Source organism: Paenibacillus paludis (assembly GCF_042610515.1).
Classification (GTDB): domain Bacteria; phylum Bacillota; class Bacilli; order Paenibacillales; family Paenibacillaceae; genus Paenibacillus_AQ.
This window is the reverse complement of sequence record NZ_JBGJZP010000010.1, coordinates 106,340-123,991: the sequence shown is the minus strand read 5'-3', so window position 1 is coordinate 123,991 and position 17,652 is coordinate 106,340. Positions and strand designations below refer to the sequence as shown.

General features: G+C 53.2%; 17 protein-coding genes. 2 read left to right on the top strand and 15 right to left on the bottom strand.

Features of this window, described 5'->3' with window-relative positions:
- Window positions 1-47: 47 nt before the first annotated feature.
- From yhbY to ACAN56_RS20055, 7 genes are all read right to left on the bottom strand, one after another.
- Window positions 48-341 (bottom strand): ribosome assembly RNA-binding protein YhbY, encoded by a 294-nt coding sequence (gene yhbY / locus ACAN56_RS20085; RefSeq protein WP_038587894.1) that lies wholly within the window; start codon window positions 339-341, stop codon window positions 48-50.
- 37 nt (window positions 342-378) lie between these two features.
- Window positions 379-1,269 carry a shikimate dehydrogenase gene (gene aroE, locus ACAN56_RS20080; RefSeq protein WP_379145316.1) on the bottom strand — a complete coding sequence of 297 codons (891 nt, stop codon included), beginning with the start codon at window positions 1,267-1,269 and terminating at the stop codon, window positions 379-381.
- Between the two features lie 20 nt (window positions 1,270-1,289).
- Complete coding sequence (gene yqeH / locus ACAN56_RS20075; protein WP_038587889.1) at window positions 1,290-2,417, bottom strand: ribosome biogenesis GTPase YqeH; 1,128 nt, start codon at window positions 2,415-2,417, stop codon at window positions 1,290-1,292.
- Window positions 2,414-2,941 carry a YqeG family HAD IIIA-type phosphatase gene (locus tag ACAN56_RS20070; RefSeq protein WP_038587886.1) on the bottom strand — a complete coding sequence of 176 codons (528 nt, stop codon included), beginning with the start codon at window positions 2,939-2,941 and terminating at the stop codon, window positions 2,414-2,416. Before ACAN56_RS20070 ends, yqeH begins: the two co-directional genes overlap by 4 nt.
- 87 nt (window positions 2,942-3,028) lie before the next feature.
- A complete protein-coding gene (locus tag ACAN56_RS20065; protein ID WP_379145313.1) occupies window positions 3,029-5,263 on the bottom strand; it encodes a transglutaminase-like domain-containing protein in 2,235 nt (744 codons plus the stop codon).
- Entirely contained in the window at window positions 5,260-6,507 is a 1,248-nt protein-coding gene (locus ACAN56_RS20060; RefSeq protein WP_052091916.1) for a DUF58 domain-containing protein, read from the bottom strand. Before ACAN56_RS20060 ends, ACAN56_RS20065 begins: the two co-directional genes overlap by 4 nt.
- A gap of 2 nt (window positions 6,508-6,509) precedes the next feature.
- Entirely contained in the window at window positions 6,510-7,466 is a 957-nt protein-coding gene (locus ACAN56_RS20055) for an AAA family ATPase (protein WP_038587881.1), read from the bottom strand.
- A 216-nt stretch (window positions 7,467-7,682) separates the two neighbouring features.
- Between ACAN56_RS20055 and ACAN56_RS20050 the strand changes: the two genes are divergently transcribed.
- Window positions 7,683-8,630 carry a hypothetical protein gene (locus ACAN56_RS20050; RefSeq protein WP_379145309.1) on the top strand — a complete coding sequence of 316 codons (948 nt, stop codon included), beginning with the start codon at window positions 7,683-7,685 and terminating at the stop codon, window positions 8,628-8,630.
- Window positions 8,631-8,690: 60 nt separating this feature from the next.
- Here the strand turns inward: ACAN56_RS20050 and spoVAE are convergent, their stop codons facing one another.
- From spoVAE to ACAN56_RS20030, 4 genes are all read right to left on the bottom strand, one after another.
- A complete protein-coding gene (gene spoVAE, locus ACAN56_RS20045; RefSeq protein ID WP_038587876.1) occupies window positions 8,691-9,047 on the bottom strand; it encodes a stage V sporulation protein AE in 357 nt (118 codons plus the stop codon).
- Window positions 9,044-10,078 (bottom strand): stage V sporulation protein AD, encoded by a 1,035-nt coding sequence (gene spoVAD, locus ACAN56_RS20040; protein ID WP_379145307.1) that lies wholly within the window; start codon window positions 10,076-10,078, stop codon window positions 9,044-9,046. The genes spoVAE and spoVAD overlap by 4 nt, the downstream gene beginning before the upstream one ends.
- Before the next feature lie 3 nt (window positions 10,079-10,081).
- Window positions 10,082-10,579 carry a stage V sporulation protein AC gene (spoVAC, locus tag ACAN56_RS20035; protein WP_379145305.1) on the bottom strand — a complete coding sequence of 166 codons (498 nt, stop codon included), beginning with the start codon at window positions 10,577-10,579 and terminating at the stop codon, window positions 10,082-10,084.
- A gap of 134 nt (window positions 10,580-10,713) precedes the next feature.
- Window positions 10,714-10,884, bottom strand: coding sequence for a hypothetical protein (locus ACAN56_RS20030; RefSeq protein WP_179091735.1), 171 nt, complete (start codon window positions 10,882-10,884; stop codon window positions 10,714-10,716).
- A 152-nt stretch (window positions 10,885-11,036) separates the two neighbouring features.
- Here ACAN56_RS20030 and ACAN56_RS20025 point away from each other — a divergent pair, with 152 nt between their 5' ends.
- On the top strand, window positions 11,037-12,110 hold the full coding sequence (locus ACAN56_RS20025) for a M42 family metallopeptidase (protein WP_379145302.1): 1,074 nt from the start codon (window positions 11,037-11,039) through the stop codon (window positions 12,108-12,110).
- Window positions 12,111-12,177: 67 nt separating this feature from the next.
- On the opposite strand, the gene ACAN56_RS20020 is transcribed toward ACAN56_RS20025, so the two are convergent.
- The 4 genes from ACAN56_RS20020 to ACAN56_RS20005 all read right to left on the bottom strand — a co-directional run bounded on the left by ACAN56_RS20020 (window position 12,178) and on the right by ACAN56_RS20005 (window position 17,385).
- Window positions 12,178-13,323, bottom strand: coding sequence for a mannitol-1-phosphate 5-dehydrogenase (locus tag ACAN56_RS20020; RefSeq protein WP_379145514.1), 1,146 nt, complete (start codon window positions 13,321-13,323; stop codon window positions 12,178-12,180).
- Window positions 13,323-13,757 (bottom strand): PTS mannitol transporter subunit IIA, encoded by a 435-nt coding sequence (locus tag ACAN56_RS20015; protein WP_038587865.1) that lies wholly within the window; start codon window positions 13,755-13,757, stop codon window positions 13,323-13,325. Before ACAN56_RS20015 ends, ACAN56_RS20020 begins: the two co-directional genes overlap by 1 nt.
- 16 nt (window positions 13,758-13,773) lie before the next feature.
- The gene (locus ACAN56_RS20010; protein WP_379145298.1) at window positions 13,774-15,840 is read right to left on the bottom strand and encodes a BglG family transcription antiterminator; all 2,067 of its coding nucleotides are present in this window, start codon (window positions 15,838-15,840) and stop codon (window positions 13,774-13,776) included.
- Between the two features lie 96 nt (window positions 15,841-15,936).
- Window positions 15,937-17,385, bottom strand: a complete 1,449-nt coding sequence (locus ACAN56_RS20005; protein ID WP_379145296.1) for a PTS mannitol transporter subunit IIBC — start codon at window positions 17,383-17,385, stop codon at window positions 15,937-15,939.
- Window positions 17,386-17,652: the final 267 nt, after the last annotated feature.

The following is a 17,652-nucleotide window of genomic DNA, read 5'->3' as shown; positions in this document are numbered from 1 at the left end:
CGAAATGACTCCATGTGACTGCAAGGCAGCCGCAAGGCGCAGCTTTCCTAGCGTGGAAGCTCAATCGTTTTGTTGTCGCGTGACTCTTTGTAAAGAACGATAGTTTTGCCGATAACCTGCACCAGCTCGGAGCCGGACTGCTCAGCCAGAGCTGCACCGATTTCCTTCGGGTCATCCGCATTATTGTTAAGCACGCTGATCTTCATCAGCTCGCGTTTTTCAATAGCTTCTTCAATGTGACGGACCAGGTGGTCGTTCACACCGCCTTTGCCGACCTGAAAGACAGCGTCAAGATGATGGGCCAAAGAGCGGAGATAGCGTTTTTGTTTTCCAGTTAACATAAATGAACAAACCCCTTAATTAACATATATTATTACCCTAAACTTGCGGATCCATTTCACTGGCACTGCCGCCGAGGCAATCGATAATCGTCTGCCGCATAATATCCACGGGTGCAGCCTGCCCTGTCCAATACTCCAGCGCATAGGCGCCCTGATATACGAACATTCCCAGACCCCCATGGATTGTGCAGCCCCGCTTCAAGCCCTCGAGCAGCAGCCGGGTACGCAGCGGATTGTAGATAAGATCGCTTACGACCATTCCTTCACGCAGCAGTCCGGGATCCATCGGCAGGTCATCCGGATGGGGAAACATTCCGACAGATGTGGTATTGATTACAATATCCGCATCCTTAGCCGCTTCCGCGATTTCATCCATGCCCACTCCGGCAACCTTGCCCCGGCCCTGGAATAATGCCGCCAGTTCCCCGGCCTTCCCGGCAGTACGGTTAGCGATCTTAACCGAATATGGCTTCTCGGCCAGCAAAGCGCTGACAATTCCTCTCGCCGCGCCCCCGGCACCGATTACCAGAATACGGGTTCCGGACAGATCAGGGACCGCTTCCGCCTTCAGCGAACGGACATAACCGATGCCGTCCGTATTGAATCCGGTAAGTACCCCGTTGTCATTGACAATCGTATTCACTGCACCGACAGCAACCGCACTTTCATCCAGCTTGTCCAGATACTCCATCACCGCAACCTTATGCGGTATGGTAACGTTGACTCCGCGAAAGCCGAGGGTCTTGATGGCCTGCACCGCATCGCCAAGCTGATCTCCGGTAATATGCAGCGGGACATAAGCCCCTTGTATGCCCAGCGCTTTCAGCGCAGCCCCGTGCATGATCGGGGATTTGGACTGGGCAATCGGATCACCCATTACCCCCAGAAGCAGATCCGTATTTCTGTCATTTCCGTTTGCACTTGTCACAGACAATGCCCCTCCCTTCGTCAGATCAGCGAAGGGCGGGTAACCACCTTCACGCCGCGCGGAACGTGAACTGCCACAACGGCACCTTCGGTTCCGTTCACCTTGATCCAGCCCAAGCCGGAGATGAACAGATCGGTCTGGCTGCCCCGGCTGATCCGGAATTCATGACGCTGCCACTGCGGCAGCTTGTCCATGTCGGCAGTTACCGGCGGAGCCAGCATCACACCGCGGTGATCCTGATACAGGGAATCCGCACGTTCCAGCTTCGTACGGTGAATCTTGAGCGTAGTGCTGATGAAGCAGGTGAAGGATTGCCGGGCACCCTGAATGAAATCGAAACGCCCCAGACCGCCGAAGAACAGCGTCTGGCCTTCATTCAGCTGATATACCGCAGGTTTGAGCGGATTCTCCGGCATAACGGCACCGAGGTCCTTGCGCTCCACCAGTTCACTGTACCGCCAAGGATATACAATTCCCGGAGTATCAATGATATAGTGACCGTCATCCAGCGGGATTTTGACCGTATCGAGAGTCGTTCCCGGATATCGCGAGGTCGTCAGTTCCTGCTCGAGATCGCTATAATCGGAAATAAGCCGGTTAATCAGCGTAGACTTACCTACGTTGGTTGCCCCTACGACATAGACATCACGCTGTCCGCGAAGCTCATTCACCGCTTCCAGCAGACGTTCGAACCCTTGATTGCGCTTCGCGCTGCAGAGTATAATCTCCGCAGTCCGCAGTCCATGCTCCTTGCAGCGCTGCTGCATCCAGTTGCGCAGCTTGTTCCAGTTCGTTACCTTGGGCAGCAAATCACATTTGTTCACTGCAAGAATAACCGGATTATTGCCGACAAAACGCTGCAGGCCGGAAATCAGGCTGCCTTCGAAATCGAAGAGATCGACAATATGCACAACAAGCGCGTTCTTCTCGCCCACTCCGCTGAGCAGGTGAAGAAATTCATCCTGGTCGACGGATACCGAAGAAGCTTCATTATAGTTTTTGATGCGGAAACAGCGCTGGCAGATAACCGGTTCCCGTTCAAATGCAACCTCCGGAATATAACCCGGGAGATCCTTCTTTTCGGTCTGCAGCTTAATACCGCAGCCGCTGCATTTTACAGGGCGCTGTGTTTCATTCTGTTGATTCATTGGGGTTTATCCTCCTCATGCCACAATCCTTGCTTGCGAAGCCGTGTCAGGGCAATCTGCTCGATCCGGCGGTTAATTCTTGTTCCAATGCCTTCATCCTTCACGGAGATGGGCAGCACCAATACCGTATACAGGCCGAGCCGGTTGCCGCCGAATACATCCGTAAGCATCTGATCGCCAACTACGATCGTCTGTTCCGGCTTCAGATCCATCAGCTTCATCGCCTTCACGAAAGGCGTATTGATCGGCTTGCGGGCCTGATGTACAAATTCAATATTAAGCGGCGTTGCAAAGCGTGACACCCGGTCCATGTTATTGTTCGACACAATGATCAGCTTGAAGCCCAGCTCTTTCACCTTCTCGAACCATAACAGTAGCTCCGGAGTGGCCAGAGGCGCTTTGGCGCCGACTAGCGTGTTATCCAGATCCGTAATGATACCACGGTATCCCCGGCTGTACAGCTCTTCCAGCCCAATATCAAATACCGTATTCACCCGGAGTTTTGGAACCAACCTTTCAAACAATACGTTCACCTCGATTTCATACGAAAAACTATATCATACTCTTTGCGCTTCGCAAATGAATCTGCGACGATGTTAGGACTGCCACGTTTATTTATCTGATTTCAAAAGACTGTGCAGCCGCAAAGCTTCAGTATACACGCTGCGCCAATCTTTGTCTTCTATAACATCCGGGCTGTACTTCGCCTTCTCGAACATTTGCAGCAGCAACGCCAGACTTTCTGCAGCCGCCGGACGTTCACGGCTCCAGCGGGCCACCGATTCACGAAGCGTTTCGTGCTCTTCTTTAAGCATGCCCTTTCTGCGGGCATACTTTACCCACCGCTCGGTTTCAGCCACAACTTTTTGCACCGGAGACAATGGTTTGCCGTTGCGCAGCCGCCCAAGCAGGAACCGGAGACTGAACCGGTAATGCCAGAGCAGATAACCTCCCCACAGCAGCAGCACTGCCGCAGCGGCCGATACGGCCCAGACGCCTACATGAAGGCTTTCACCGGTTTTGCCGGGATCTGCCACCTCTTGTTCAGGCTCAGGTTTATCCTCTTCCGGCTGTGTATCTTCCTTATTCTCAGGCTCTTCGCTCTGTGTCAGAAGAGGCACATTATACCCCGGTGTCGCTTCAACCGGAATCCAGCCGTATTCACCGTAATAGATTTCCGCCCAGGAATGGGCATCGGCATTCGTAATCGTATAATTATTATTGGATAATCCCTGCTGGGCCAGACTGTCAGGAAGCTGTGCCTGTTCACCGGGTGCATATCCCTTGACCCAGCGTGCCGGAATATCCAGCGAACGTGCCATGGTCACGAGTGCGGTGGAATAGTAGTCGCAGTAGCCTTCCATAATCTCGAACAGGAAGCTCTCCACGAAATCCTTGCTTTTGCCGCGTGACAGATCCGGCTGATTCGAGTATGGATAGGTTTGTTGCAGATATTGCTGGAGCAGCACAATTTTGTCATAAGGGGTCTTCGCGCTTGCGGTTATTGTCTCTGCCAGCTCTGTGACCCGCTCTGGAAAATTGTCGGGCAGTTGCAGGTATTGCGTATTATTCTGGCCGGTGTACAGCTGATCGAAGGTCTGTTTGCTCAGCTCCTGCACGGATACGACAGGGACCTCCGAAGTAAGCACGTAAGTCTGGGGATAGTTTCCGCTGTTCCCATCCGTATCCCACAGCATTTCGCTGTCTGCGCTTCTCCATAATAAGCGGCTGCTCTGTTCCTTGCCGTCTATGGAATCGACCTTCGCAATGGAATAGGCTCCGAACAATACCGGATAATCAATGTTCCCAAGCAGCTTTACCGTCTGCTTCAGGGTCTGCGTCTCCACCTTGGAGCCGGGTTCCCTGTCCAGCTCTTTGCCTACCGCTGCCCCGGACAGCGGACCGCGTGTAAGCCGGTCGTCATCACTCCATCCTTTTCCAGAATATACGCTGCGGGTTTCCCCACGCATGTAGGACCTTATATCCGAGGTCACCGTCATGACTGGCGAATAATCATAGTTAAAGCCCCCGCCCAGATTATCGTCGTTCATACTATAACCCGAAGTAGTCCTTCCTGCAGAAGCATCACTGGTTCCGGCATTTGTTGTTCCCGATGTGCCGGAGCTTGCCGATAATCCGGTGCCGTTCCATTTATGCCAGGCGGTATAAGGATCTGTCAGTGTCGGCCGCACCTCTGGCATGTTCACACCTGTAATAATGACAAAGGAGAAAATAATGGCGATATTTATGAAGATCTTGAAAGGATATTTCAGCAGATAAGTCCAGCCGCGGGGATAATGCAATTGAAAGCTTCTCAAATGCTGGGTAACAAGCCAGCCCATCCCCGCGAACACCGTCCAGGCGACCTCCTGCCAGAGTATGGCCGAAGTGAAGGAATCCAGTGCCGCAAAGGCTACAATATTCGTGGTGATAAACAGCAGAATCCTCGCCTTGGAGGAGACCCACCACGATGACAGGAGCAGCAAGGCCAGCGCACCCGCAGCAAACCATAGATATGGAACCATATTTATGGCGATGTCAGGCAGACGGTCGCGCAGTGAAGGCAGCAATGGATCAGGAACATAGAGTTCGTAGCGCAGAATTACCCTGTACACGAAATATAGCATGGCGCAAACTTCAAGAATCAGCCGGTATCCCCGTTTAACAGGTAAAAGAATTTCAATAACCCCCGCCGCAGCCAAGGTCAGCAGTACGGCGGCAGTGGTCGCCTTCAGCCAGAAGGGCTCTGTATACGTGAGCCATTGCAGGGCGATAACCATCAGCCATAGCAGACTGAAGGAGTAATGCCATGAGGACTTCATCCCGCTCCACCAGCGTCTCATCATACTTTATCACCTCCGAGCACTGAGGGCAGCTCATGAAGCGAACTTACGCTATAGCCGGTTGCCCCGCGGGATTTCAGCACATCTATCCATTCTCCGCCGCGGTTGACCGCTGCCGGATTGCGCACATGAATATGGGAGGGCGTCATTCCCCGGCTCTCCGCCCAGCGCATCACATCCAGTACAGGCTGTCCGCTCTGCGGACTGATCAACACCAGATAGGAGCCTTTGGGAAACATACGGTGTCCTTTTTCCAGCCTGGGAACCAGCGGCCCGCGGCCTTCCGCATTAATGTCAATCAAATATTGGATCATCTTCTGCCGCTCCGCAGCGCCCTCGGCAGGCATGAATATCTTGGTGTTCTTGTCCAGACAGCATAAACCGATGCCGATCCGGTCGCGGATCCCAAAGCCGAGCAGGGAGGCGGCAATGGACACCGCCAGCTCAAACTGGTTCGAGCCGGCATATACCATGGCGCTGCCGTCCAGCACAATCATCGTCTTGGGTACAGATTCATGCTCAAATTCCTTGGATTTCCAGTTGCCTGTCTTGGCGGTGGCATTCCAGTGGATTCGCGTTAACCGGTCGCCATAGACGTAATCGCGGACCCCGTTGATCTGCGTTGTCTCTCTCCGGGAATGAAGCAGCGAGGCTTGCTGCCCCGCCAGCCGTGACTTCCGCTCATAGAGCTGCCAGCGCGGCACGAATACCGCACGGGGCAATACGCGGAATTGCCCTTCGGCCATAAAGGTGCCCTTATGCTCCACTAGGCCAAAGATATCCTCACTCAGGATATCCGTTCCTTCGAACGTATAGCGGCCGCGCTCCAGTGCCGGCGTCTGAAACAGCAGCTCCCCCTGACCTCTCAGGCTGGGAACCATGCTCTCCTCAAATACCCAGGATTCGCCGTTATGGCGCTTCAGAATTTCTCTCACCACCACATACGGCAGAGGCAAAAAGCCTGGAATCGTAACGTCCAGCTTCACCCGCAGAAAGCCGCCCGCATAGAGCAGATCAGGCTTGTCCAGTTCGGAATACAGGCTGCGCGTGCCTTTGGCCCGCCGTACTCCGCCTAAGCCTCCAATCATCAGATATATCATTAGTACAGATACCATTATAAACAGCATGAATGATGTTTTGCCGCCCTGAAACAGTACGTAGAGCAGCGTGATGCCCCAGATCGCAAGGATGCCGGCGAATTTCCCCGGCTGAATGACAGCTGCCGCTCCGGACAAATACCTTTTCATCATTATTGCCTCATCGTCACAGGCACATGTATGCTCTGGAGCAGCTTCTGAAGCAAGGAATCTACACTGATATTATCCAGCCGCGACTCCGGACGCAGCAGAATGCGGTGTCCCAGCGCATACGGGGCAAGAATCTTCACATCATCCGGAAGAACATAATCGCGCTCCTGCAGGAAAGCATAGGCTTTGCAGGCCATCATGAATGAAAGCGAAGCACGGGGGCTGGCACCAAGCAGGACTAGCGGATGCTCTCTGGTCTGGCGGACAATATCCAGCAAATAGTTCAGGACAGGATCGCTGATATAAATCTCGCGGATTTCTTCCTGGATAGCCGCAATTTGTTCCATGCCTGTTACCGGGGTAAGCCTGTCCACCGGCTGTCCCTCCTGATGGCTCATCAGAAGATTCTTCTCGGTAACCGCATCGGGATAGCCAAGGCTGATACGCAGCATGAAACGGTCAAGCTGTGCTTCAGGCAGCGTGTAGGTGCCTTCGAAATCAATCGGGTTCTGCGTCGCACAGAGCATAAACGGATGCGGCAGCGGATACGTCTCTCCGTCGACGGTTACATTCCGTTCTTCCATCACTTCAAGCAGCGCAGATTGCGTCTTGGTTGTCGCACGGTTGATCTCGTCGGCGAGCAGAATATTCGTCATCACGGGACCGGGACGGAAATGGAACATCTCATCGCGCGGATGATAGACCGATACCCCCGTTATATCACTAGGGAGAATATCGGGATTGCACTGAATCCGGCGGTACTCCCCGGACATTGATCTGGAGAGCGCCCGAATGAGCTGGGTTTTGCCCGTTCCCGGAACATCCTCGATCAGGACATGCCCACCGGCCAGCAGCGCCGTAAGCAGCAGCTCTATTTCAAATGTTTTGCCGAGTATACAGGATTCCAAATTATGGCGAACAGCCTTCATGATGTGAATTGATTCTTGACGTACGGGCATATATAGTAAACCTCCTATGTCAGAATAAGCGTAATACTTATATTTTACATGATTATGGGTCCCAAAGTACATTATTGCAGCCCGTGAAATTAAAGATACACCAAACAATGGACAAGGAAATCTCTCTATTATATAGAAGGAAAATTATTGTTCCTATAGAAATGATTATAAACCGAATCCGTTTTTCTATTCTGGCAGGCGAAAAGAGGGTCATCCATGGACAAGTTTTATGCCCTATGTCTTCAAGGAGACATTAACCCGGCAATGGTGTATCTGCGTTCAATCCAGCCCAAAACCGAGCAAATCGAAAAGATTGAGGCATTGTACATCAACAGATTTTTCAACAAACATGACGAGGTAACACTTAAGGAAGAAGACCCTTGGGTTAGACGGGTGATTTCAGCCTACCACGCTTACTTCCGCATGGTGCTGACCCGTCCTGATGCAGCGGATGATGCTGAGGTTAAGCTCATGGAGGCACTCCGCAATTTGATTGAGATTGAGATTGAGCAGCCCGCCGCCCTTGATTGCATTGAAGATCATCTGAAGGAAGGATTTGCACAAAAGGGCTATTATTTTTGGGGCGGAGTCACCCCTCCGTACAGAGGACCTTATATATGGCGAAAGATGGAGACGTTAAATTTCACTGTGGAACTCCCCTCCATCAGCCAGCCCGTAACCGTACATATGATGAAGGACTTTATTCTGGAAAGCTGGATCAGTTTCGCTACGTGTGAACAGAGAACCGTCGGGGGCTGGGCTGTGAAGGAAAGCCTGTATTGCAATGCTAAACGTTATGAAGATATCGAAGGCGCAGAGTTTCGAATTTCTTACCTGAAGCACGAAGCACAGCATTTGTATGACTTCAACCAATTTCCCGGGCTTGAGTCCAGGGATTTGGAATACCGGGCTAAATTAGTTGAGCTTATCTATTACAGCGATCATTCCGTGCTCACCAAATTTTTGCTTCAGGCCAAAAATGCCCCCAAGCTGCCCCATCCGTATGCTTCCTATCACATCATCAGGAATTTATCGGCGCTAATCTTCAAGAAGGATTACGAGCCCGGCATAAAGCAATGGCTTGATCAGGAGTACTCACTAATTTCCGCTGCGGCGGAGAAACTTCTTGAGCAGAGCACGCAGGAATTAAGGAAGGTTATGTAGACAAAACAAAAAAGACCGCCAAAGTGGCGGCCGGAAATGAAACCTATAGTTTTCAGCTGATCAATGCGTTCCCTTAGGCCGTACAAGCAGGGCTGCCAGAAACGAGAATACAATGGCTGACGAAATCCCGGCACTGGTCACATCGAAAATCCCCGTCACCACGCCGACCCAGCCGTCCCGTTCCAGTTCCGTAAGCGCTCCGTGCACCAATGAGTTGCCAAAGCTGGTAATTGGAACGCTAGCCCCTGCCCCGGCAAATTTCACCAGCGGGTCATACAGCCCAAACGCGTCAGCGATTGCTCCGGCAACGACAAGCGTACTCATCGTGTGAGCGGGCGTCAGCTTCAGTACGTCGAACATGAGCTGCCCGATGACACAGATGGCGCCTCCAATCAAAAATGCCCATACATAAATCATGCTCCTTCACCTCCGCTCTCCAGAGCTACAGCATGCGCCACGCACGGTATGCTTTCTCCCTGCTGGTATGACAGCGGTGAAAGCAGCGCTCCGGTTGCCACGATCAGCACCCGCTTCAGCTCGCCTTTTTTCATCCGTTTGAGAATATGTCCATAGGTGACCACAGCCGAGCAGCCGCAGCCGCTCCCTCCGGCGATGACATATTTCTGCTTGTCGAGATTATAAATGAGCATCCCGCAGTCATCAAATGTCGTCTGCTCCATGGGAATGCCTTCTTTGGCCAGGAGATCTTTGGCAATGGGCAGGCCGACGGAAGCCAGATCACCGGTTACAATTAAATCGTAATGGCCCGGGGACAAGCCCGTATCGCGGAAATGTGCAGTTATCGTATCCGCGGCGGCCGGAGCCATGGCTGTGCCCATATTAAAAGGGTCCGTCAGTCCCATATCCATAATGCGTCCGAGCGTTGCCGACACAACATAGGGGCCTGCAGCCGAGCCGTCATTGCGGCCGACAATGGCACAGCCCGAACCGGTTACGGTATACTGGGCGGTCGGCGGCTTTTGGGAGCCGTATTCGACTGGATAGCGGAATTGCTTCTCCACGGTACAGTTATGGCTGGAGGTTCCCGCGAGCGCGTATTTGCCCCCGCCGGAATCCACAATCATCGAAGCGATGGCGAGACTCTCCATGGAAGTGGAACATGCGCCAAAGACGCCAAGATAAGGTACACCAAGCTTTCTCGCCGCGAACGAGCTGCTGATAATCTGATTCATTAAATCCCCGCCGACGAAAAACTCCAGCTTCTCCTGCTCGAGTCCCGCATGCATCAGCGCCAGCTTGGATGCTTTCTCGAAGAGGGCTCGTTCTGCCTTCTCCCATGTCTGTTCGCCCATTTTGAGCGAGTCATAGATAAAATCAAAATCGGAAACCAAAGGGCCTTCCCCTTCTTCCGGCCCTACTACTGCGGAAGAACCGAGAATGACAGGACGGGTTGTGAATTGCCAGGTCTGTCTGCCAAGCTGCTTCATAGTTTAGTGAGAACCTCCCCAGCCCATAACGGCATAGACTACCCCGACTATAAAGGCTGCGACGACACCGAATACAATGACAGAGCCGGCCAGCTTGAACATATTGCCGCCAACTCCGAGCACAAGACCTTCGGCACGGTGTTCAAGCGCTGCGGAGCACATACTGTTGGCAAAACCCGTGACGGGAACAGCAGTGCCTGCTCCTGACCATTGGGCCAATTTGTCATATACACCGCAGCTGGTCAGGATGACGGAGATAAGGATCAGAACTGCAACGGTAGGGCTTGAGGCTTCCCTGGAGGTCATATCGAATATCGCCATAAAAGCCTCCTGTATGCCTTGTCCGATCACGCAGATCAACCCGCCCGACAGAAAAGCCCGGATGCAGTTTTTGAACACAGGGCGACTGGGCACATACGGCTTGGACAATTTCTCATAATCCTGTGGGGTCATGGTGTCAAGCCGAAGCTTGACACCGGACTTTCTAGTTTTGGCCGGCAAATGAGGACACCTCCTGGAATGTATGCGAGGGGAGGGCTGGACCAGTGAGTGCGGACATTTCCCCTCGGACTTTTCTTCGCTTAGAAGTTTTTCCTTATTGTTCGCCTTAAGCCGCTTCGTTATGTCTCCCCAGTTCAGGAAAAATACAGCAGTATTACAATCAGCAGTATAAACAGAATCAAAATCAGCACAGCATCGCGCTCCGGCCCATACCGGCGGAGGTATCTTTTCGGCACCCCACGGGCATTCACTTTACCGTAGTAGCCCTGCGGGTTGTCTGCGGACCTGCTCCCAGCCACCCTCATCTTCCTCGCTTCCTTTCCCGGCTCCTGCCTGCAGAGCCACTACTGCATAATATTCGCAAAGGCGGCGCCCAGTGTTCATTTCCCCCTTTGCAGACATGGACAAGTAGCGCGACAATGTTCATACTAGACAATAGTAAAGGAGCGATATGTATATGAATCAAGAAACGACTAATCTGTTCAAAACATTGACTGAATTCCCCGCAGCTCCGGGCTTTGAGCGCGAGTTGCGTGCCTATGTCAAGGATGCTATGACACCGTATACCGAAGAGTTCGTCCAGGACCGGCTAGGCAGCCTGTTCGGTGTGCTGCGCGGCGAAGAGAACGGCCCCAAGATTATGGTGGCCGGTCATTTTGACGAGGTGGGCTTTATGGTCACCGACATCACTGACAACGGAATGATCCGCTTTCAGCCGCTCGGCGGCTGGCTGGCTTCCGCTGTAGCCTCACAGCGGCTGCAGATCATTACCCCGAAAGGTACATTGACGGGTGTTGTCGGCAGTACGCCGATCCATCTGCTGAGTGAAGACGAACGCAACAAAACCGGTGATATCCGCAGAATGTACATAGATATCGGTGCGGACAGCCGGGAAGAAGCACAGGGCTACGGCGTAGCTCCGGGACAGCAGATTCTGCCGATCTGCCCGTTCACCCCGCTGGCCAATCCGAAGAAAATCATGGCCAAAGCGTGGGACAACCGCTATGGCTTAGGCCTTGCCATTGAGCTGGTCAAAGCGCTGCACGGTAAAAAACTGCCAAACACCGTGTTTGCCGGCGCTACAGTTCAAGAAGAGGTCGGCCTGCGCGGTGCCCGCACAGCAGCTAACCTGCTGTCGCCGGACATCTTCTTCGGCCTGGATGCCAGTGCCGCCGCCGACATGACCGGCGACCGCCAGGCCTTCGGCCAGTTGGGCCAAGGAGCGCTGCTGCGCATTTACGATCCGACGATGATTACCCACCGCGGCCTGCTCGAATACGTTCAGGATACGGCAGATACCCACCGGATCAAATACCAGTATTTTGTCTCCCAAGGCGGAACCGATGCCGGGCAGGTGCATGTCAGCGGAATTGGCGTGCCGTCCACAGTGATTGGAATCTGCTCGCGCTACATCCACACATCCTCTTCCATTATTCACAGCGATGATTATGATGCCGCCAAAGAGCTGCTGATCAAGCTCGTAGAAGGACTGGACCGCACGACGCTGCAGACCATTATTGAGAACAGCTAAGCTACGCTGTTCGAAGAGCCGCAGGGGATAGAATCTTCCCTGCGGCTCTTTATGATGCCCTGCATCGTTATTTCAGTTTGTCATACTCTGCCATCACCGACCGGTGCACCGCATGATCTGCGGCCAGGCAGGTATATTTCGTAACTGCCGCTGCAGCACCAAGCTCTGCGACAGCCGCCTGAAGCTCAACCGCTTCCGGATCATCGCTCACGTTGAACAGCAGTGCTGCCGCCATGGAGCGGGACAGGGCCGTGAATCCAAGCCCTCTGTCAAAAGCCTGGAGCGCCGGCGATACCAGCCGGTCATTCGGCGACAGCTTGCGGATCGGTGAACGTCCTACACGGGTAACTTCATCCGTCAGGGCCGGATTGCGGAAGCGCTCCAGTATTTTATCGATATACTTGCTGTGCTGCTCCGCGTCGAATCCGTGCTTCTGAACCAGCACTGCACCTGTCTCCTCCAGCACTTCGCGCACAAGACCGGTCAAACCCTCATCTGCCATGGCCTGCTGGATCGTCCCGTAACCGCGCAGGTACCCGAGGTACGCTGCCGAACAGTGCCCGGTATTCACCGTGAACAATTTGCGTTCAATATAAGGTTCAAGATTATCTACATAGTGAACACCTTCTACCGGACGATAACCCGAAAGCATCTGAGAAGCGTCTACCACCCACTCATAGAATGGCTCTACCACTACCTTGAGGATATCCTCATGCTGCTGCAAGGGAACAATCCGGTCTACAGCCGCGTTCGGAAAAGCTACGGATTTATCCGCTTTGGACCGTGTCTCAGTATCCATCTTAGCGTATACGAGCTCTTTCAATTGCGCACTCCCGCCGATCGCATTTTCGCAGGCAATGACATGCAGCGGAGCGGTGGAACCCGCAAGCCGTCTGCCGATCCCCTCAGCCAGCCCCCCTGCAATATGCTTCAGGATGGATACTCCAACCGCTGTCGTAACAAGATCCGCTCCGGCAATGGCCGCGGCAACTTCTTCGGCATGGGTTACACTGCTTAGTGCAGTCACGTTCTTCACGATCACCGTCTCCTGACCCTCGCTGGCCAGCGTCACCGGATATTCCCCGCGTTCTTGAAGCTGTGTGACGAAGGTTTCATTCACATCGACGAAGGTGACCTCATAGCCTGCCTGCGACAGAAGCAGACCGATAAAACCTCTGCCGATATTGCCGGCACCGAAATGAACAGCCTTCATCATTCCAGGCCTCCTTCAAAGATGGCGATCACATCGGCCGGGGTTGGCGCATTCATGACCCGCTCAATGGCATCCTCTTCCGAGAAGATCATCGCCACATTCGTCAATATCTCCATGTGCCCGTCACCTGCCGCTGCAATGCCGATCACAACAAAGGCCGGCTCATCTCCGCCAAAATCAACACCATCCGGAAAGCGGATAATGGATAATCCGGTAGATTTAATGAAGGGTCTGGCTTCTTTGGTTCCGTGGGGAATGGCCAGTCCTTCGCCCATATACGTGGAAACGACCTCTTCGCGCTCAAGCATCTTCGGCACATATTCTTCCGTTACATGTCCGGCATCCACAAGCAGCTTTCCGGCCATGGTGATCGCCTCGTATTTATCTTTGGCAGCACCGTTCATAATCACTTTATTCTCTGACAGTATACTCATATGGTTTCTCTCGCTTTCACATTTTATTTTCGAAAAAACGCAGCAGCTCTGACGACAGATATCGCCTGATCTCGGACTCCGTACGCTCCTCAAGCAGCTTCACCAGCTCGGAATTAAGCAGCATTGCACTGATTTCACTCAACACTTCCAGGCTTTCCTTGGACAGCTTGCGCGGTGCAAGCATCAGCAGGATGACCCTGACCTCGGTACCCCCATCCAGAACAACCGGCTGGCGCAGACGGTACAGCGTCAGGGAAGACATCAGGATGTGGCTGCTTCTTGCATGAAACAGCGCAAGACCAGTGTCCGGAATGACCTGGCTGGCCATCCTTTCCCGTTCCAGCAGCCGCTCCAGCAGGATATCTGCATCGCCGACCACCCCGCTGCCATCCAGAAAATCGAGCATCGCCGAAATCGTTGCAGGCAGCGTTATCCCGCTGTTATCAAGCGGATAGAAGCGGAACCGCTCCAGCAGGCTGACCGTTTCATCCAGCATGCCCTGGTAGCTTTTCAACCGCTCCAGGGAATGCTCTTCACTCGCTGTTCTGTCGTACTCGCCTTGCGGAACGCTCTCCCGTTCTCTCAGCGTGGTGTTCTGGATATAACTCAGCAGTTTTTCTATTTCTTCCCCTGTCAACAGAGGACTGATTTTGATATAGCGGTCTTTGTCGAGCGGCAGATCAATCGTTGAAATAATCAGATCGTAGTCAACCTCAGGCAGCCGCGCCGCTTCGTACCAGGAAATATTGCCGAGAATTTCAATCTGCGGCATTTCTTTGGCCAGCCGGGTAGCCAGCAGCCGGGAAGAACTGAGACCGCTGGCGCAGACCAGAATTGCCCGGACGCCCCGCCTGAGCTGATTCAGACGTTCGACAGAAGCGCCGAAATGCATGACCAGAAATCCGATTTCCTCATCGGGGATGTCCAGTTCCAGCTCCAGCTCCTCCACCGCGGCCCTCACAATCTGGAACAAATATTCATAATCCTTACGGATGGGACCCAGCAGCGGATTGCGGATACGGGTTCCCTCCCGGAGCCGCTTGAAGGCCGGATCCATATGCTCCAGCAACCCTTCCCGCAGGGAGCGGTCGCTTTGAAACGGTACTCCGGTCCGTTTGACCACGCTCTCCGTCAGCTTATATACAATCTCCATCAGCTCAATGTCACCGGAGGCGAATCCGGCTGAGGAGAATGATTCCTGGACCCTGTCGAACAGACCGGCTATATATAGAATCTCTGCCCGCGGAATCTCAGCTCCCAGCGCCTGGCCCAGCCGCTGCCCAAATTGCTCGGCGGCAGTAATATGGCGGTGATCTGACATTCGGGGATATCCTGCTTCCCCGCCGTTGTCGATACTCCGGCCAATCTCAATCCGTCTGGTGGTTACAGCTAGGCCAAGCAGCATTTCCATATAAACGATCTCCGGCAGTTCCGCCGTCCATTTCCATTCCATATCCCACAGCGTGTTCTCCACGTCCATCAGATTGGTTTTGCCTACCGCATCCAGAAGAATCCGGAAGACCGGACTGCTCGCGGGCTGCGGATTATGCCCCACCAGATCTGAAAGATCCAGATGCTCGGCGGCCAGCCGGCCAATCGCCCTGCGCTTGTCAATCTCGCTGCCGGTAATCTCAACGCCGTAGCCCCGCCTGCGGACCAGCTGCAGGCCGAACTTGCGGACCCAGGGCTCCAGTTCATCCAAGTCATAGCTCACAGTAGCCACCGTAACTTTGAGCCAGTGGGCCAGTGTGAACAGCTTCACCGGCTCTTCTGCCTCCAGCAAGGAGCAGAGCTCATACACCTTGCGGTCCTCGCTGGAATGTTCCGCTGGCTTCTCTTCCCGCAAAAACAGGCGCAGCTCGGCAAGACCGGCCGCCGGGCCGCTCAGCTGAATCCCTTTTCCTGATTTACGGATCAAATCCAGACCGAAATCTGCCAGCGTAAGCTCGATGTCCTCCATCTCGCGGTGAACCGTTCTTACACTCACACCGGTGCTCTCGGCGATTTCGGCGGCAGTAATCTCTTCACTGACCCCTAAGAGAAGCCAGATGATTTGACGCTGCCTCGCGGTAACTTTTCTCATAACCGTGTACCCCCGCCCTAAATGGAGACAAACGCCGGCTTTGCGGGCCAGCGTCTCCTGAGTTAGCGTTATACATCATTTCTATGCTTGTTCCACTTACTTTAAACGTTCCACAAGCTCGTCATATTTAGGGCTCTTCAGGAAATTGTCGATGGAGATATGCTCTGCTTTCGGATTGCTGGCAATCGCCCGGTCCGTCAGCGTTTTTTGGGTAACCACGATATCAGCATCCGCAGGGATTTCGCTGACTGCGGAATTGACAACCGTAATATTGACTCCGGCAGCCTGCAGTTTTTTTCTTAACACGGATGCGCCCATCGCGCTGGACCCCATGCCTGCATCACAAGCGAAGACGATTTTGTTCACATCAGCTTTGCCGCGGACATTTACCGCTGTAGTTACAGTTGCGGCAGCAGCAGCGGTTTGCACTGCAGTCCCTGCCGACTTCATGTCTTTCACTTTTGCCGCGGCTTCTTCCAGATCCATCTCTTCTTCGTTGTTCTTCTTCACGGTCTTAAGGAGCAGTGTAGCCAGCACGAAGGATACGGCTGTGGCAACAATGACACCGGCAAGCATTGGCACATATCCGCCCTTAGGTGTCATGGCGAAGTAAGCAAAGATACTGCCTGGCGATGGAGAAGCTACCAGACCTGCGCCCAGCAATTGCAATGTGAACGTTCCAGACACGCCGCCGCCGATAACAGCCAGGATCAGACGTGGATTCATCAGAATGTACGGGAAGTAAATTTCATGAATCCCCCCCAGGAAGTGAATGATAACCGCACCCGGTGCGGAGGCCTTCGCCGAACCGCGTCCTACCAGCCAGTAAGCAAGCAGGATACCCAGCCCTGGTCCCGGATTCGATTCCAGCATGAACAGTACCGATTGTCCCAGTCTCTGTGATTCTTCCAGCGCAATCGGTCCGAGTACGCCGTGGTTGATTGCATTGTTCAGGAACAATACTTTTGCCGGCTCAATGATGATGTTGACGAGCGGCAGCAGGTTATGATTGACCAGAAATTCCACACCACCCGAAAGGATGTTGGTCAACCCTTCGACCAGAGGTCCGATTCCCTTCAGCGCAGCAATGGACAAGCCGCCGCCGATGATGCCAAGCGAGAAGTTGTTGACAAGCATTTCGAACCCGGCTTTGATCTTGCCGTCAACCGCACGGTCGAATTGCTTCAGAACCCAGCCGGCCAGCGGGCCGACAATCATGGCGCCGAGGAACATCGGAATAGAAGAACCGACGATTACCCCCATCGTGACTACCGCCCCGATAACACCGCCGCGTTTACCGTGTACCATCTGTCCGCCTGTATACCCGATGAGCAGCGGAAGCAGAAATTTGATCATTGGATCTACTAGAGCTGCAAGGCTTTCATTTGGAAACCAGCCTGTTGGAATGAATAAAGCCGTGATTAAACCCCATGCGATAAAAGCGCCGATATTCGGCATAACCATACCGCTGAGCATGCGGCCGAATTGTTGAACTCTCACCCTTGTACCCCCGGATGAAGTTTGCGTTGTTGCCGTTGTGGCCATTTAAAATGCCCCCTTAATAAATTAAATGGGATGCCTTTATTTAAGCTTTCTTTAAAAGATATCCCTTATGCACACAGCGTAAATCAAAGCGCTTTCTTTGTCATTAAATTGAAAACACGGTTTCGTCATGAACGTTGTTGACAACATTTAAGAGCTGTTGCCACAGGCTTTTGGACATGCATCCGGCTTATGGACACAAGAAAAAACGGCCCTGTCATCCCTATGGGATGAGGTCCGTTTCTTTAGCAAAAACAAAAATAATTTATG

Coding starts and splice junctions, on each gene's coding strand:
- yhbY (WP_038587894.1), bottom strand. CDS start 341: ATGTTAACTGGAAAACAAAAACGCTATCTCCGCTCTTTGGCCCATCAT.
- yqeH (WP_038587889.1), bottom strand. CDS start 2,417: ATGAATCAACAGAATGAAACACAGCGCCCTGTAAAATGCAGCGGCTGC.
- ACAN56_RS20065 (WP_379145313.1), bottom strand. CDS start 5,263: ATGATGAGACGCTGGTGGAGCGGGATGAAGTCCTCATGGCATTACTCC.
- ACAN56_RS20060 (WP_052091916.1), bottom strand. CDS start 6,507: ATGAAAAGGTATTTGTCCGGAGCGGCAGCTGTCATTCAGCCGGGGAAA.
- ACAN56_RS20055 (WP_038587881.1), bottom strand. CDS start 7,466: ATGCCCGTACGTCAAGAATCAATTCACATCATGAAGGCTGTTCGCCAT.
- ACAN56_RS20050 (WP_379145309.1), top strand. CDS start 7,683: ATGGACAAGTTTTATGCCCTATGTCTTCAAGGAGACATTAACCCGGCA.
- spoVAE (WP_038587876.1), bottom strand. CDS start 9,047: ATGATTTATGTATGGGCATTTTTGATTGGAGGCGCCATCTGTGTCATC.
- spoVAD (WP_379145307.1), bottom strand. CDS start 10,078: ATGAAGCAGCTTGGCAGACAGACCTGGCAATTCACAACCCGTCCTGTC.
- ACAN56_RS20030 (WP_179091735.1), bottom strand. CDS start 10,884: ATGAGGGTGGCTGGGAGCAGGTCCGCAGACAACCCGCAGGGCTACTAC.
- ACAN56_RS20025 (WP_379145302.1), top strand. CDS start 11,037: ATGAATCAAGAAACGACTAATCTGTTCAAAACATTGACTGAATTCCCC.
- ACAN56_RS20020 (WP_379145514.1), bottom strand. CDS start 13,323: ATGAAGGCTGTTCATTTCGGTGCCGGCAATATCGGCAGAGGTTTTATC.
- ACAN56_RS20015 (WP_038587865.1), bottom strand. CDS start 13,757: ATGAGTATACTGTCAGAGAATAAAGTGATTATGAACGGTGCTGCCAAA.
- ACAN56_RS20010 (WP_379145298.1), bottom strand. CDS start 15,840: ATGAGAAAAGTTACCGCGAGGCAGCGTCAAATCATCTGGCTTCTCTTA.
- ACAN56_RS20005 (WP_379145296.1), bottom strand. CDS start 17,385: ATGGCCACAACGGCAACAACGCAAACTTCATCCGGGGGTACAAGGGTG.